The sequence below is a fragment of the Polaromonas sp. genome (assembly GCF_012927485.1).
Taxonomy (GTDB): Bacteria; Pseudomonadota; Gammaproteobacteria; order Burkholderiales; family Burkholderiaceae_C; genus Polaromonas.
This window is the reverse complement of record NZ_JABBPC010000022.1, coordinates 21,994-36,533: the sequence shown is the minus strand read 5'-3', so window position 1 is coordinate 36,533 and position 14,540 is coordinate 21,994. Positions and strand designations below refer to the sequence as shown.

Here is a 14,540-nt window from a genome sequence, read left to right as displayed (position 1 = left end):
TCATGGAACGAGCACTCTTAGCTATATTATTAACAGCATTTGGCTTGACCGGTGTAGCAGTCGCCGAGACTGCTCCAAGCCGATCAGCGCAGGCTTCGGGCGTCCTCACTCCAGCGCTGCCCGCTGCATCGGCGCCGGCTGCGGCGACAACTGCCGGCATTCAGAGCCAAAATATTTTTGAAGTGAAGCCTGACGCCAGTGCCGATCCCAACTATGCCAAGCAGACCAACGGCGAACGGGCCAAAGTCCAGCCGGGCAACAATGCGCCGATGTGGCGACAGGTCGGTAGCGGCGTGACCGGCCATAGCAACTTGCCTAAAAGCGAGGCGCCAGAAGCAGGCAACCTGATTCAGCCTTTTGTGCAGTACCCGGGTTCACGCCTGACCAATGCCGGCGAAGCGTGGCGTCAGGTTCGCAACAACTGGCTAATTCCTTACGGGGGGGCGCTTTTGCTGATCATGGCCGGTGCGATCGCATTGTTTTACTTTGGCAAGGGCCCGATTAAGTTGCATGGGGCTGAGACCGGCCGCAAGATCGAGCGGTTCACCTCCTTCGAGCGTTCGGCGCACTGGTCCAATGCCATTGCGTTTTGCCTGCTTGCCGTCTCCGGTTTGGTGATGGCGTTTGGTAAATTCTTTATTCAACCGGTCATTGGCGGCACGCTGTTTGGCTGGTTCACTTATGTGCTCAAAAACATGCACAACTTCGCCGGGCCGTTATTTGCCGTTTCGCTGGTGATCGTTTTCATTACTTTTATTCGGGACAATATCCCTGACCGCGATGACCTCAACTGGATCCTCAAAGGGGGTGGCCTTCTGTCGGGCACCGAGGTGCCATCGCACCGCTTCAACGCGGGTGAAAAAGTGGTGTTCTGGGGCGGCGTGTTTTTCCTGGGAATCATCGTTGTGGGCTCAGGTTTTGTGCTCGACAAGCTCGTCCCCGGCCTCGTCTACGTGCGTGGCACCATGCAACTCGCGGAGATGGTTCACGCGATTGCGACGGTGCTGATGATGGCGATGTTTGTCGGCCATATTTACATTGGCACCATCGGAATGGACGGTGCCTACCATGCCATGAAATCCGGCTATGTGGATGAAACCTGGGCCAGGGAGCACCACCAATACTGGTATGACGATGTTAAGGCCGGTAAGATTCCGGCCCATCGAGGCGGGTCAGTGCTCGCAAGTCAGATTGTTCAGGTATCAAGTGCGAGGACTTCATGAAAAAACTTCTAATGGCGAGTCTGCTTGCCAGTGCATGCGCGCTTACGTGGGCCACACTTCTTCCGCTGAGCAACGAAGCCAAGGCCAAAGCCGCAGAGGCTGCTGCCAAGACGGCCTGGGACGGGAAAGTGGATGCTTATAAATTATGCAAGTCCCAAGACAAAACGGCGGCCAGCTATTTCGCTGCGGCCAAGTCTGCAGGCAAGGAAACCAAGCCGCCGGCGGAAGCGCCTGCTTGCGCGGACCCGGGCGCTTTCGTTTACCTGCTGTCAGAAGCCGCCAAGCCCATAGAGGCTTCGGGGGCGCACTCTCCAACGACTTTGGCGATCAGTCCGCCCAGCAGCAAGCGGCCTGATGCTGATGTCAACCCTGCCAAAAAACCCTGAGACGCCATCCCGGGTAAAAGGCTGGCCCGCGAGGTGCCGGCCTTTTTTGTTGTAATCTTCATCGATGTTTTTGCCACTGCCCCACCTTACGTTAGCCCAGGCGCCGTTGACCTGCGAAATTGACGCGGTCAACGAATATGGAGAGCAGCATAAAGTCTCTATTCCTGCTGAGCGCGCGCTCACGGTGTATGTCGACAAGCGCGAGCTGGTCACCCTCATGACGCTGGGCGCCCACCCCGAGTTGTTGGTGCTCGGCTACCTGCGCAACCAGCGACTGGTCAAGTCGGTGTACGACATCGAATCCATCACGGTCGATTGGGAGGTCGGTGCTGCTGCCGTCAAAACCCGCCAAGGCATCGCGGATATTGAGGAAAAAACCTCCCGGCGCGTGGTCACCACCGGCTGCGGTCAAGGCAGCATGTTCGGCGGCCTGATGGATGAAGTCGATCAAATCGAACTGCCTCCGGGTGCCTGCATCACGCAAAGCCAGCTCTACGGTTTAGTCAATACGATTCGGCTCAAAGAAACCACCTACAAGTCTGCGGGCTCCGTGCACGCTTGCGCTTTGTTCGGTACGGCATCCGGTGATCCCGAGATGCTGTTTTTTGTAGAAGATGTGGGGCGGCACAACGCTATTGACACGATCGCGGGCTGGATGTGGATGCGGAACACCTTACCCATCAACGGCGGGAGCAGCGTGTTCTACACCACCGGCCGTCTGACCAGCGAAATGGTGATCAAGTCGGCGCAGATGGGTGTACCGGTTGTGGTCTCACGCAGCGGCATTACGCAGATGGGGCATCAGGTGGCCCAATCCGTGGGGCTGTGCGCCATTGGCCGCGCAACCAACAAACGCTTTATTTGCTACGCCCATCCGCACCGCCTTAAGTTGCAGGCTGGTCTGGTGGCCAAGCTGGAAGCGAAGCCCGGTAGCCCAGTCGACAATAGAAGCTATTTGAAGGCGGGTCAGGAAGCTTGATTAGCGGAGGCAAAGTCCTCCAAAATCCGGCAGCGTGATCTCGTTACCCTTTCCGTACTATGGTCGCGTTATGAACACCCTCTTTCTGAAGCTTGGCTGGAGAACTCTGTTCCGCGATTTGCGGGCCGGGGAGCTTCGCCTGCTGATTGTGGCCGTCACGCTGGCAGTCGCGGCCCTGACCGCCGTTGGATTTTTCGCAGACCGGCTCAAGGGTGGTTTGCAGCGTGATGCACAACAACTCTTGGGCGGTGATGCGGTGCTCCGCAGCGATGGCGTCACTCCGCCAGCGTTTATCGCCAAGGCTCAAGCGCTGGGTCTCAAGGCCGTTTCCACCGTCACTTTTCCAACCATGGGCCGCGCCCGAGACGAAGACGGCGGTGCCAGCAAGCTGGTGGCCTTCAAAGGCGTTCCTGATGGCTATCCCTTGCGCGGCGCTATGAAAGTTTCAGAAAGCACGGAGGGCGCGGGCCAGGTGACCCGTGAGATACCGGCGCGAGGTACGGCTTGGGCAGATGCTTCGTTGCTTGATGCCTTGGGTCTTCAGTTGGGCAAAACTATTTTGATGGGCGATGCCAGCTTCACGCTGACCCGCATCATCGTCCAGGAGCCGGACCGTGGGGCCGGTTTTATCAGCTTCTCGCCGCGTGTGATGATCAACCAGGCCGACGTTGCTGCAACCGGACTGATTCAGCCGGCCAGTCGCACCAGCTATCGGTTTGCAGTGGCGGGTGATGCCATCGCTGTCAAGGCGTATGTCAAGTGGGCGGCGGACGAAATCAAAAATCCGGCCAACCAGTCCGGCCTGCGTGGCGCACGGTTAGAGTCCCTGGAAAGCGGCAGCCCCGAGATGCATCAAACGCTGGACCGGGCCGAAAAATTTCTAAATTTGGTGGCCTTGCTGGCGGCGCTGCTGAGCGCCGTGGCCGTCGCGATTGTGGCGCGCGGATTTGCCGCGAAGCATCTGGACGACTGTGCCATGCTGCGCGTGCTCGGCCAGCCTCAGCGCACCATTGCCCTGGCTTACGCTTTTGAGTTCGTAGTGGCGGGGCTTTTCGCCAGCGCGTTGGGGGTGGCGCTGGGCTTTGCAGTGCATTACGGCTTTATTTTGTTGCTCGCCGGATTGGTCGAGACGGCGCTACCCGCTCCAACTTTCTGGCCGGTGGCGTTCGGAATGGGCATGGGCCTGACGCTGCTGTTGGCTTTTGGCCTGCCACCCGTATTGCAATTGGCCCAAGTGCCACCGCTGCGCGTGATTCGCAGGGAAGTTGGCAACCTCAAACCGGCCTCGCTGGTGGTGCTGGGTGTGGGCATGGCCGGTTTCGCGGCCCTGCTGGTGGCCGCCAGTAGCGACCTGAAGCTGGGCCTGATTTCGGTGGGCGGATTTTTAGGGGCGGTGCTGGTTTTTGCGCTGGCCAGCTACGTTGCCGTCAAATTGCTGCGAGCCAGCGTGAACGAGGCCACGGCACCACGTTGGCTGGTGCTGGCGACACGTCAATTGTCGGCACGCCCGGCCTATGCGGTCGTCCAAATCAGCGCCTTGGCCGTGGGCCTGCTGGCCTTGATGCTGCTGGTGCTGTTGCGCACTGACCTGATCAGCAGCTGGCGTCAAGCCACTCCCGCTGATGCGCCCAACCGTTTTGTAATCAACGTCCAGCCCGAGCAGGGCGATGCCTTTCAACAGGCGTTGCGTGCGGGTGGCGTGAAAAAATTCGATTGGTACCCGATGATCCGCGGTCGCCTGGTGGCGGTGAATGGCAAGGCCGTGACACCCGATGACTTTGCAGACGAGCGCGCCAAACGCCTGGTGGACCGGGATTTCAACTTATCGACCAGTGCGCAACAACCCACTTATAACCAAGTGGTTGCAGGCCGCTGGATCGCCGGTGAGCAAGACGCCATCAGTGTCGAAGAAGGTCTCGCCAAGACGCTCGGTCTCAAGCTCGGTGACCGCCTGCGTTTCGACATCGCGGGGCAGCTCAGCGACGCCAAAATCACCAGTCTGCGCAAGGTCGACTGGGGCTCGATGCACGTCAACTTTTTTGTAATGTATCCGGTGGCCCAACTGGCCGATGTTCCGGTGTCGTACATCAGCGCCTTCCGGGCGCCCGAACCCGCGCCTCAAGATGTCCGGAGTAACCCGGCCGATGGCAAAAGACCTCAAAGCTTCGACAACGCCCTTGTTAAAGCCTTTCCAAATATCACCAATGTGGACATGAGCAGCACACTGAGCCAGGTACAGCGGGTGCTGGACCAGGTGATTGGTGCGGTGGAATTTTTGTTCAGCTTTACATTGGCTGCCGGTCTGGTGGTGCTGTTTGCCGCCGTCACGGCGACGCGGGAAGAACGTGCCCGGGAATTCGCCATCATGCGTGCGCTGGGCGCGCGTGCTTCCCTGCTTCGGCAGGTGCAGCGTGCAGAGCTGGCCGGTGTCGGCCTGCTGGCTGGCTTCCTTGCTTCCCTTGCGGCGCTGGCCGTGGGATGGGCCCTTGCTCGCTACGTCTTCGATTTCAGCTGGACCGGTTCGTGGACGGTACCGATCTTTGGCAGCCTGGCTGGCGCAGTTCTGGCGCTGGCCGCAGGTTGGTGGGGGCTGCGCTCAGTGCTCAACACACCGGTTGTTGAGACACTTCGTAAAGCCCAGTAGGCACACGACGGGGCCGGGAATCGGGAAAGTGCGCTGGAACCGTCGTCCACCACGGGTGCCAGCGACCACAGAGCCGGTGGTAAATATTTTTAAAGCAGCGGAGGATCTGCTAATTTAATGACGAATGCAGGGAGCCATTTAATGGCTAGCAAACAGGTAGCAGTTAATTCAGCTCTGCGCCAGCAACACCACTAGCGCACCGGCACCGCCCTCGGCCGGTCGCGCCTGTACAAAGGCAAGCACTTCCTGCTTTTGAATCAGCCAGCTTTGTACCCTGCCTTTGAGAACCGGAGTCTTGCCAGGGGAGCCCAACCCTTTGCCATGCACCACGCGCACGCAGCGCAGGCCGGCTTTGTTGGCTTCGCGGATAAAAGCTGCCAGCGCTTCTCGGGCGTCTTCACGACGCAGGCCGTGAAGGTCGAGCTGGCGCTGAATGCTCCAGTTACCTCTGCGCAGCTTACGGACCACGTCGGGCCCCATGCCGGGACGCCGAAAGCTCAGGGCTTCGTCAGTGTCGAGCAGGGTCTCGGCATCGAACTCGTCGGAAATGGCCTCGCGCATCACGGCCAACTCGTCGCGCTGCTGCTGCACCGGAATCGGCGCTGGCTGGGCTCGCTGCAGGCTGGCCTTGTGGCCGGGCAAATGCTTGGTCGAAAGGGCCTTGATCGGCCCGATCGCGCGCGAGAACAGTTCTTTTTCAGATCTGTTTTTTGCGGTGGCAGCCAAGCGGGCGGCCACGCGCCCCTGTTCCAGCCGAGCGCGTGTTTCAATCTCTTTTTTCACCGCCTTGAGATCTTTTAAATCCTTGATCAGGTGATCTTTGAGACGTTTCGTGAGGAGCTGCTTCATGATGTGGCCGGAGGGTAATGCCCGATGCTAAAGCAGTCCCAGTTCGGCCATTGAAACTGCCTGGGTACTGGTCACCACGAAGTGGTCGAGCACGCGGACATCGACCAGCGCCAGCGCCGCCTTGAGCGTTTGGGTCAGCGCTTCATCGGCGCGTGAGGGTTGGGCGCTGCCGCTCGGGTGGTTGTGCGCCAGTACCACGCTGGCGGCGTTGAGCCCTAGAGCCCGCACTACCACCTCGCGGGGGTAAACGCTGGTTTGGGTAAGAGTGCCCCGAAACAGCTCCTCCAGCGCAATGAGCCGATGTTGGCTGTCCAGAAACAGCACGGCAAAAATCTCGTGAGGTCGGTGTCCCAGTTGCAGTTGGAGGTAGTCGCGGACGGCTTGCGGGGTGGCAAACACCGCCTTTTCTTTCAGCTCTTCGGCCAGTGCGCGCCGGGCTAGTTCCAGCACGGCGACCAGCTCCGCGCGTTTGGCCGGACCTAGGCCCTTGATACCTTTGAGCGCTTCGAGTCCAGTGTGAAGCAGCCCCGCTACGCCGCCGAAAGTAGTCAACAACTCCTGCCCCATCTGCAGCGCATTTTTGCCCGGCAAGCCGGTGCGCAGCAGCAGGGCCAGCAACTCGGCATCGCTGAGCGCACCGGGGCCACGGGCGAGCAGTTTTTCGCGCGGACGGGCGTCCTCGGGCAGGTTTTTGAGAAGCATGGGGAACTTCGTTTGGTTCAGGGTGAGTGACAGTGAGGATGAAAGGTGTGCGAAAAGGCCAAAAACCGGGGAATGGTTCGGATAATCCGTAGTTTCTACAATAGAGGCAGTTTACTAACAGTTGCTGGCCGTTTGAGCTGGTCCCAAAGTCTTATGTCCACCGTGGAGTCCTTCGTGCCATCCCTTGTTCATCCCATTATTCAGCCCACCGTCCAGCCCGGTTCATTTCTGACCCTGCATTACCGCATGGCGGGGCTGGGCGGTGCGGACATCATCAATACCTTTGACAGTAAACCTGCCACGCTGAGCTTGGGTACCGGCGAGTTGTCGCCGGCAATCGAGCAGCGCTTGCTGGGCTTGCAGGAAGGTACGCGGGCTACGTTTGAACTGGCTGAAGGCGTTGCTTTTGGTGACCGCAATCCCGAGTTGTTGCAATGGGTGGCGCGCAAACTGCTTAAAGACCTTGGTGATCCCGACGAACACTATGAAATCGGCGATGTGGTGCGGTTCCCCACGCCCGATGGCAGGGGGGAGTACGCCGGTTCGGTGCAGCAGATCAAAGAGGATGGCAGCGCAGTGCAATTCGATTTCAACCACCCTTTGGCGGGTAAGCGGGTGGAGTTTGAAGTGCAGCTTATCGGCGTTTTATGAGCACGGAAAGCAACGGTTTGAAAGAAATTCTGCTGGCGGAGCCCCGCGGGTTTTGTGCCGGGGTTGACCGCGCGATCGAAATCGTGGAGCGGGCCCTGACCAAGTTTGGCGCGCCGATTTACGTGCGGCATGAGATCGTGCACAACACCTATGTGGTGAATGACCTTAAGGTCAAAGGCGCGATTTTCATTGAGGCGTTGTCTGACGTGCCACCAGGCGCCACGCTGGTGTTCAGCGCGCACGGTGTGAGTAAGGCCGTGCAGGAGGAAGCTGCCGCGCGAGGTTTCCATGTATTTGATGCCACCTGTCCTTTGGTTACCAAGGTCCACGTGGAGGTGGCCAAGTTGCACAAGGAAGGGTACGAGTTCATCATGATCGGGCACAAGGGGCATCCCGAGGTGGAAGGCACCATGGGCCAGCTGGATTCCGGCATTCATCTGGTCGAAGACGTGCGCGACGTCGCGCGCATTTCGCCGTTGCAAACCGAGCGGCTGGCGGTTGTGACGCAAACCACGTTGAGTGTGGACGATGCGGCCGAAATCAGTGCGGCGATCAAAGCGCGCTTTCCCCAAGTGCGGGCGCCCAAGCAGCAAGACATTTGCTACGCCACGCAAAACCGTCAGGACGCCGTGAAGGTGTTAAGCCCGCAGGTTGATATCTTGATCGTGGTTGGAAGCCCGACGAGCTCCAACAGCAATCGCTTGCGCGAACTGGCGGCCAAATTGGGGACGGAAGCCTATATGGTGGACGACGCCAGCGAATTGCAGGAACAGTGGTTCGAGGGCAAGAGCCGTGTCGGTCTGACTGCCGGTGCTTCGGCGCCAGAGATTCTGGTCAAGCAGGTGATTGACCGCATCCGGGCGCTGGGAGCGGTTTCGGTTCGCAAAATGCCGGGGATTGAAGAAGCCATTAAATTTCCGCTGCCAAAAGGCCTGAAGGTCGATGCGCAGGGCCACACGCTCGCGGTTAGCGGTAGTCAGCTCCATCAATCCAGCTGACCGTGGTGACCGATCGTCTTATGCCTATTCGCGTTGAAATCGAGCGCTGCCAGCGCACTTTCGACAAGAACTACAGCCACTTTATTCGTCACACCCCGCTCTGGAAGCTGCCCGGCAAAGCATTGGGAGTGAACTGCGCCGAAGTCTGGCTCAAGCTCGAGCATTTGCAAACAGGTGGCAGCTTCAAAGCACGTGGCATGCTCAACCGTTTGATGTCGAACGTCATACCGACTAGTGGTGTGGTTGTGGCCTCAGGTGGCAATGCTGGCATTGCCACGGCCGCAGCAGCCAAAGAACTGGGGGTGCATTGCGAGGTGTTTGTTCCTGAAATTACCAGCCCCGCAAAACGCGCCCGATTAGCAGCGCTAGGTGCCCATGTCGTGGTGGCAGGCGCCGCCTACGCTGATGCACTGCGCGCCTGCCTGACCCGCCAGCAAGAAACCGGCGCATTGCTGACGCATGCCTACGACCAACGGGAAGTACTGGTGGGGGCCGGCACGATAGGGTTGGAAATCGAGCAACAAGGTGGACTGCCGGATTCGGTGCTGGTGAGCGTCGGAGGGGGTGGACTGATTGGTGGGTTAGCGAGCTGGTTTGAGCAGCGCAGCCGCTTAGTCGCCCTCGAGCCCGAGCGGGCGCCAACTCTGTTCAGAGCGCGAGAAGAGGGACGCCCAGTGGACGTGGTTATCAGCGGCATTGCGGCCGATTCGCTGGGCGCCCAACGCCTTGGTGCCTTGGCATGGGAAATCACCCAGGCTCAGGTGGTGGATGCGTTGCTACTCGATGACGAGTCGATTCGGGCGGCGCAGCTTTGGCTCTGGAAGGAATTGAAACTCGCGGTCGAACCCGCTGCCGCACTGCCGCTGGCTGCACTGCATAGCGGCCGTTACCTGCCGCGGGTGGATGAAATGGTGTGCCTGGTTATTTGCGGCGCCAATATGGATCCCGCTAGTCTGAACTGAATTTACCGTGACCGGTGCGGTACAAAATACAATCAACCCCATGCTAGATATCAACTTGCTCCGTAAAGATTTGCCGTCGGCAATCGCGCGTCTCGAGACCCGCAAGAAGCCACAATCATTCCTCAATGTGGAAGCGTTTCAGTTGCTGGAGGCTGAACGCAAAGCGCTGCAGATCAGGACGGAAGAGCTGCAAAACCAGCGCAACATCCTGTCGAAGCAGATTGGGCAACTCAAGTCAAAAGGTGCAGACGCCAGCGCCGTGATGGCCGAGGTCAGCGGCTTCAAAGTCGAGCTGGAGTCTTCTGCCGCTCGGCTGGACCAGATTCAGACCGACATGCAGGCCCTGCTGCTGGCCGTCCCCAACCTGCCGCACGATAGCGTGCCGCTGGGCATGGGCGAGGCTGGTAATGTGGAGGTGCGCAAATGGAGCCCGCAGGAGGGCTTGGGCGGCTCACCAGCGGCTCTGACGTTCGAAGCCAGGGACCACGTTGACGTCGGGCAGCCGCTGGGGTTGGACTTTGAGCTGGGTACCAAGCTGACGGGCTCACGTTTTACCGTGATGAAAGGTCCTCTGGCGCGCCTTCATAGGGCCTTGGCCCAGTTCATGCTGGATGTGCAGACGGAGGAACATGGCTACACCGAGTGCTACACGCCCTATATTGTCAATGGTGACTCATTGCGCGGTACCGGCCAGTTGCCCAAATTTGAAGAGGATCTGTTTGCTGCCAGGAAAGGAGGACAGGAGGGTGCTTTGGAGGCTGAAAGTACGGCGCTGTACCTTATCCCTACGTCCGAGGTGCCGTTGACCAATTTTGTCCGCGATGAAATTGTTGCCGAGTCGAAGCTACCTCTTAAATTTACCGCCCATACGCCTTGTTTTCGCTCAGAGGCTGGCAGCTACGGTCGCGATACGCGCGGCATGATCCGCCAGCATCAGTTCGACAAGGTTGAAATGGTGCAGATTGTCCACCCCGATAAAAGCTACGAGGCGCTCGAAGACATGACGGGCCACGCCGAAGCGATTTTGCAAAAGCTTGGCCTACCTTATCGCGTGATGTTGCTGTGCACGGGCGACATGGGCTTTAGCGCGAGCAAAACCTACGACCTCGAGGTTTGGCTGCCGGCCCAGAATACCTACCGCGAAATCAGCTCGGTGTCTAATTGCGAAGCTTTTCAGGCCCGCAGGCTGCACGCCCGCTTTAAAAATACGCAGGGGAAAAACGAATTCGTTCACACCCTGAACGGCTCTGGTCTGGCCGTGGGCCGCACGCTGGTGGCGGTTCTCGAAAACTATCAGCAGAAAAACGGCACAGTGGACATTCCGGCTGTGTTGCAACCTTACATGGGGGGACTCACGGTGCTGGTGCCCCTTGAATCAACTTGAACGTCATACGGCCTCTTCAGCCTGCTAGAATTAACGCTCGACACAGGAGAGGTGGCAGAGTGGTCGAATGTACCTGACTCGAAATCAGGCGAAGGGGCGACCCTTCCGAGGGTTCGAATCCCTCCCTCTCCGCCAGTATAGAAAAAGCCTTGTAATTCAGTGAGTTACGAGGCCTTTTGCTTTTCGACGGGTGGCAGTCATGCTGACTTCGACGTGCAGTGCTGGGCAGTGAGGTGAATTTCTTCCTGCCCAAAAACTACATCATCAAGGTTTTATCAGGCTGTAGAAATGTCCCCAGGAGGTCTACACAAGTAGTCTCTGGAACGCTAATTTGAGAGCGAGCTACAGAGCGCACTTCATGCGCGGAGCCGACACCATCAGCGAGACGAGTTGTTCTCCGCCATCTACGAGGCAGGCAGGTCTCTGGATGATCGTGAAGCATTGCGTACTTATTGATCCTGGAGGCGACAAACCGACGCAGCGCGTGTTCCATTCATGCCAGCCGCACCAAAAGAAAAAGCTGCAACGAAAGTTGCAGCTTTTTTCGTTTTCAAGCCCACTATTTTTCACGTAAAGAACTTCTTAAATGCTATTGTGTCTAGCGTATGAACAAAGCTTTTACCAAAGAGACTGAGCCGGACGAAGAAGAGTGGGCAGCTGCGCCATTGCCGGTTGGGGGCAAAAATTACATGACCCCTCAGGGTTATGAGAGCCTCCGATCCGAATTGCTGGATCTGATTGACAGCGAGCGGCCCAAAGTGGTCGAAATAGTTCATTGGGCTGCAAGTAATGGCGACAGATCAGAAAACGGTGATTACATTTACGGCAAAAAACGCCTGCGCGAGATTGATCGACGTATCCGGTTTTTGACTCAACGCCTGGAAGTCGCTGAAATCAGCAACCCGTCTATTCATCACGGAAGTGATCAGGTTTTTTTTGGCGCCACCACCACTTACGCCCATGGCGATGGGCAGCAACGCTCGGTCACCATTTTGGGCATCGATGAGGCCGATAGTGCCTTGGGACAAATTAGCTGGGTATCCCCGGTTGCAAGAGCGCTGCTTAAGTCACGAGTGGGTGATGAAGTCAACCTCGTCACGCCTCAAGGCGTGCAAGTGATCGAGGTACTAAAAGTGGAATATCCTGCCCCAGCCGTGTCCGCGCCCGTGGTGAAAAGCGAGGAGGGGCGTTAACCGGTGGACTTGGCGCGTTGTACCCGAAGTACGGAAGGCGTGCGTTTGACGCTGCGTAGCGCCGAGGCCATGTGGGTGCGATCCCGCACCGCTACCCCGAAGCGCAGGTCTGTCGCGTCATGCGCGGGTTCATGTCCCATCTCGACGTGGGTGATATCGACTTCCGCGCTGGCCAGGGCGGCTGCCACGCGGGCCAGAACCCCTTTGCCATTGGAAACCGTCACCAGAATATTGGTCTCAAAGGTACGTACTGGCTCGTCCGACCAATCGACTGCAATGAATCGCTCACTGTCGCGTTGCAGCAGGCGCTTGGCGACGGCGCAGTCGTCGGTATGTACAAACAAGCCTTCCCCCCGACCCAGATAGCCAACAATGCCGTCTCCCGGAATCGGACTGCAACAGGGCGCGAACTGCACTGAGGCGCCTTCGCTGCCATCCAGCACCAGTCCGCCCTGAGATACCGACTCACGCGGGGTAAGGCGTTCACGGCTCATTAGCAGGGCGTTCGGTTTTTCGCCGCTTTCTGCGAGCAGGGTGACGATTCGTTTGGCGATGATGCTGGCGATACGCTTGCCGAGCCCAATGTCGGTCAGCAAATCAGCGCGTGAGCGGTTGCCGGTAAAGCGCAGGATTTTTTCCCATGTCGCGTGATGGGCATCATCGTCGGCGGATAGGCGCTCCCGGTCTATGCCTTCGGCCCGCAACGCCTGGGCCAGCATTTTTTCGCCCAGTTCCTGCGATTCTTCCAGTGCCATGGTCTTGAGGTATTGGCGTATCTTGGAGCGCGCCTTGCCAGTGCGCACGAAACCTAACCAGCCCGGATTGGGACTGGCGACGGCCGCTGTAATGATCTCGATCACATCGCCGTTGTGTAATTCCGAACGCAGCGGAACCTGTTCGCCATTGACTTTTGCCGCTACTGCTCGGTGGCCGACATCGCTGTGAATGGCATAGGCAAAGTCCACAATGGTCGCGCCGCGCGGCATGGCCATGATCTGGCTTTTCGGAGTGAACACGTAAACTGCTTCAGGAAACAAGTCAATCTTGACGTGGTCCCAAAACTCGGCCGCATCGCGCGTTTCCTGATGAATATCCAGCAGCGACTGCAACCATTGCGCTCCCAGTCGTTGTGAGGCATCACTGTCGGGTTCGTTAGCCTTGTAGAGCCAGTGAGCGGCCACACCTGATTCAGCCACCACCTGCATGGCCTCTGTGCGCATTTGGAATTCGATATTGGTTCCGAACGGACCAATTAAGGTGGTGTGTAGCGATTGGTAGCCATTGATCTTCGGAATCGCAATGTAGTCCTTGAATTTTCCAGGCAAGGGCTTGTACAACTGATGCAAAACGCCCATCGCGGTGTAGCTCGTCGTCAAGTCTTGCACGATGATCCGGAAGCCGTAGAGATCGGTGACTTGCGCAAAGGACAGATGCTTCTCGTCCATTTTTCGATAAATGGAATACAGCGTTTTTTCGCGCCCATAAATATGAGTCGGGATGTGGGCATTTACAAATGCTGACTCGACTTCAGACTGCACCCGCTTGATCACATCGCGCCTGCGGCCGCGTGCTCGCTGCAAGGCTTTGGTCAACGTCGCGTACCGCCACGGATGCAAATGCTGGAATGACAGATCCTGCAGTTCACGGTAGGTCGTGTTCAGTCCCAGGCGGTGGGCAATTGGGGCGTAAATGTCCAGAGTTTCTTGCGAAATTCTGCTCCACTTGGCGCGCGGCGCATTCCCCAAGGTGCGCATATTATGGGTGCGATCAGCCAGTTTGATCAGGATGACACGTACGTCGCGAGCCATGGCCAGTAACATTTTTCGAAAAGACTCGGCCTGATTCTCTTCCCGGGTATTGAATTCCAGCTTTTCCAGCTTGGTCAGGCCATCCACCAGCTCTGCCACTGGCGCACCAAAACGCTCGATCAGCTCAGGTTTGGTTACGCCACAATCTTCAATCGCATCATGCAGCAGGGCGGCCATCAATGCCTGCGCGTCAAGTTTCCATTCTGCACACTGTTGGGCGACCGCAATGGGGTGGGTGATATAGGGCTCGCCACTGTTTCGCAACTGACCAAGGTGCGCTTGATCGGCGTAACGGTAAGCACGGCGGACATTCTCGATGTCGGCGACGCTCATATAGTCCAGTTTGGCCGTGAGCGTAGCAAAACTGGCTGCTGCGGCGTTGGCGGCTGCCGGGGTTGACTTGCTGGGAATGTCGGGCGAAAGCATTGCGCACATGCCTTAAATGTAGCGCGCTAGCAATAAGATTTTAAAAAACGGACTTTACCGGGTTAAAAACAAAAATAGCACCGGGTTACGGTGCTATTTCTTAAAAGACCTGGTCAGATCAACCGGGCACTTTTTTCAGCATTTCCAGTCCAATTTTGCCTTCAGCGATTTCACGCAAGGCGGTTACGCCAGGTTTGTTTTTGCTTTCAATCTTGGCGGCATGTCCCTGGCTAAGCATGCGGGCCCGGTACGTGGCGGCCAAAACAAGCTGAAAGCGGTTAGGAATCTTTTCGAGGCAATCTTCGACGGTAATGCGGGCCATGGTGATCTCCGGT

At 57.9% G+C, this 14,540-nt stretch carries 13 protein-coding genes and 1 tRNA gene; 10 read left to right on the top strand and 4 right to left on the bottom strand.

Translation table 11 applies throughout. From position 1 onward, the window contains the following. The first annotated feature begins 2 nt into the window (after positions 1–2). From HHJ16_RS09065 to HHJ16_RS09050, 4 genes are all read left to right on the top strand, one after another. Positions 3–1,223, top strand: coding sequence for a formate dehydrogenase subunit gamma (locus tag HHJ16_RS09065; RefSeq protein WP_293642280.1), 1,221 nt, complete (start codon positions 3–5; stop codon positions 1,221–1,223). After that, positions 1,220–1,609, top strand: coding sequence for a hypothetical protein (locus HHJ16_RS09060; protein ID WP_293642279.1), 390 nt, complete (start codon positions 1,220–1,222; stop codon positions 1,607–1,609). The genes HHJ16_RS09065 and HHJ16_RS09060 overlap by 4 nt, the downstream gene beginning before the upstream one ends. 64 nt (positions 1,610–1,673) lie before the next feature. After that, a complete protein-coding gene (locus HHJ16_RS09055; RefSeq protein ID WP_293642278.1) occupies positions 1,674–2,588 on the top strand; it encodes a formate dehydrogenase accessory sulfurtransferase FdhD in 915 nt (304 codons plus the stop codon). A gap of 70 nt (positions 2,589–2,658) precedes the next feature. Beyond that, positions 2,659–5,232, top strand: a complete 2,574-nt coding sequence (locus tag HHJ16_RS09050; RefSeq protein WP_293642277.1) for an FtsX-like permease family protein — start codon at positions 2,659–2,661, stop codon at positions 5,230–5,232. 168 nt (positions 5,233–5,400) lie between these two features. On the opposite strand, the gene HHJ16_RS09045 is transcribed toward HHJ16_RS09050, so the two are convergent. Next, a complete protein-coding gene (locus HHJ16_RS09045) occupies positions 5,401–6,081 on the bottom strand; it encodes a Smr/MutS family protein (protein WP_293642276.1) in 681 nt (226 codons plus the stop codon). Positions 6,082–6,108: 27 nt separating this feature from the next. Further along, positions 6,109–6,783, bottom strand: coding sequence for a DNA repair protein RadC (gene radC, locus HHJ16_RS09040; RefSeq protein WP_293642275.1), 675 nt, complete (start codon positions 6,781–6,783; stop codon positions 6,109–6,111). A gap of 153 nt (positions 6,784–6,936) precedes the next feature. Between radC and HHJ16_RS09035 the strand changes: the two genes are divergently transcribed. The 6 genes from HHJ16_RS09035 (at position 6,937) to greB (ending at position 11,971) form a co-directional block, all read left to right on the top strand. Next, entirely contained in the window at positions 6,937–7,434 is a 498-nt protein-coding gene (locus HHJ16_RS09035) for an FKBP-type peptidyl-prolyl cis-trans isomerase (RefSeq protein ID WP_293642274.1), read from the top strand. Between the two features lie 17 nt (positions 7,435–7,451). Beyond that, a complete protein-coding gene (gene ispH / locus HHJ16_RS09030; protein WP_293642273.1) occupies positions 7,452–8,432 on the top strand; it encodes a 4-hydroxy-3-methylbut-2-enyl diphosphate reductase in 981 nt (326 codons plus the stop codon). Positions 8,433–8,452: 20 nt separating this feature from the next. Continuing rightward, entirely contained in the window at positions 8,453–9,394 is a 942-nt protein-coding gene (locus HHJ16_RS09025; RefSeq protein WP_293642272.1) for a threonine/serine dehydratase, read from the top strand. 40 nt (positions 9,395–9,434) lie between these two features. Further along, on the top strand, positions 9,435–10,778 hold the full coding sequence (gene serS / locus HHJ16_RS09020; protein WP_293642271.1) for a serine--tRNA ligase: 1,344 nt from the start codon (positions 9,435–9,437) through the stop codon (positions 10,776–10,778). Between the two features lie 45 nt (positions 10,779–10,823). Then, positions 10,824–10,913 (top strand) — tRNA-Ser (locus HHJ16_RS09015). 470 nt (positions 10,914–11,383) lie between these two features. Then, positions 11,384–11,971 carry a transcription elongation factor GreB gene (gene greB / locus HHJ16_RS09010; protein WP_293642270.1) on the top strand — a complete coding sequence of 196 codons (588 nt, stop codon included), beginning with the start codon at positions 11,384–11,386 and terminating at the stop codon, positions 11,969–11,971. Here the strand turns inward: greB and HHJ16_RS09005 are convergent. Both HHJ16_RS09005 and rpoZ read right to left on the bottom strand, forming a co-directional pair. After that, positions 11,968–14,205, bottom strand: coding sequence for a bifunctional (p)ppGpp synthetase/guanosine-3',5'-bis(diphosphate) 3'-pyrophosphohydrolase (locus tag HHJ16_RS09005; protein ID WP_293642316.1), 2,238 nt, complete (start codon positions 14,203–14,205; stop codon positions 11,968–11,970). The two genes, greB and HHJ16_RS09005, sit on opposite strands and share 4 nt — an antisense overlap. Before the next feature lie 118 nt (positions 14,206–14,323). Beyond that, complete coding sequence (rpoZ, locus tag HHJ16_RS09000; RefSeq protein WP_293642269.1) at positions 14,324–14,527, bottom strand: DNA-directed RNA polymerase subunit omega; 204 nt, start codon at positions 14,525–14,527, stop codon at positions 14,324–14,326. Positions 14,528–14,540 lie beyond the last annotated feature (13 nt).

Bases quoted from the DNA above. Each gene is read 5' to 3' on its own strand.
- radC (WP_293642275.1), bottom strand. From the start codon at position 6,783: ATGCTTCTCAAAAACCTGCCCGAGGACGCCCGTCCGCGCGAAAAACTG.
- HHJ16_RS09050 (WP_293642277.1), top strand. From the start codon at position 2,659: ATGAACACCCTCTTTCTGAAGCTTGGCTGGAGAACTCTGTTCCGCGAT.
- HHJ16_RS09025 (WP_293642272.1), top strand. From the start codon at position 8,453: ATGCCTATTCGCGTTGAAATCGAGCGCTGCCAGCGCACTTTCGACAAG.
- greB (WP_293642270.1), top strand. From the start codon at position 11,384: ATGAACAAAGCTTTTACCAAAGAGACTGAGCCGGACGAAGAAGAGTGG.
- HHJ16_RS09035 (WP_293642274.1), top strand. From the start codon at position 6,937: ATGTCCACCGTGGAGTCCTTCGTGCCATCCCTTGTTCATCCCATTATT.
- HHJ16_RS09060 (WP_293642279.1), top strand. From the start codon at position 1,220: ATGAAAAAACTTCTAATGGCGAGTCTGCTTGCCAGTGCATGCGCGCTT.
- serS (WP_293642271.1), top strand. From the start codon at position 9,435: ATGCTAGATATCAACTTGCTCCGTAAAGATTTGCCGTCGGCAATCGCG.
- HHJ16_RS09045 (WP_293642276.1), bottom strand. From the start codon at position 6,081: ATGAAGCAGCTCCTCACGAAACGTCTCAAAGATCACCTGATCAAGGAT.
- HHJ16_RS09065 (WP_293642280.1), top strand. From the start codon at position 3: ATGGAACGAGCACTCTTAGCTATATTATTAACAGCATTTGGCTTGACC.
- rpoZ (WP_293642269.1), bottom strand. From the start codon at position 14,527: ATGGCCCGCATTACCGTCGAAGATTGCCTCGAAAAGATTCCTAACCGC.
- HHJ16_RS09055 (WP_293642278.1), top strand. From the start codon at position 1,674: ATGTTTTTGCCACTGCCCCACCTTACGTTAGCCCAGGCGCCGTTGACC.
- HHJ16_RS09005 (WP_293642316.1), bottom strand. From the start codon at position 14,205: ATGCTTTCGCCCGACATTCCCAGCAAGTCAACCCCGGCAGCCGCCAAC.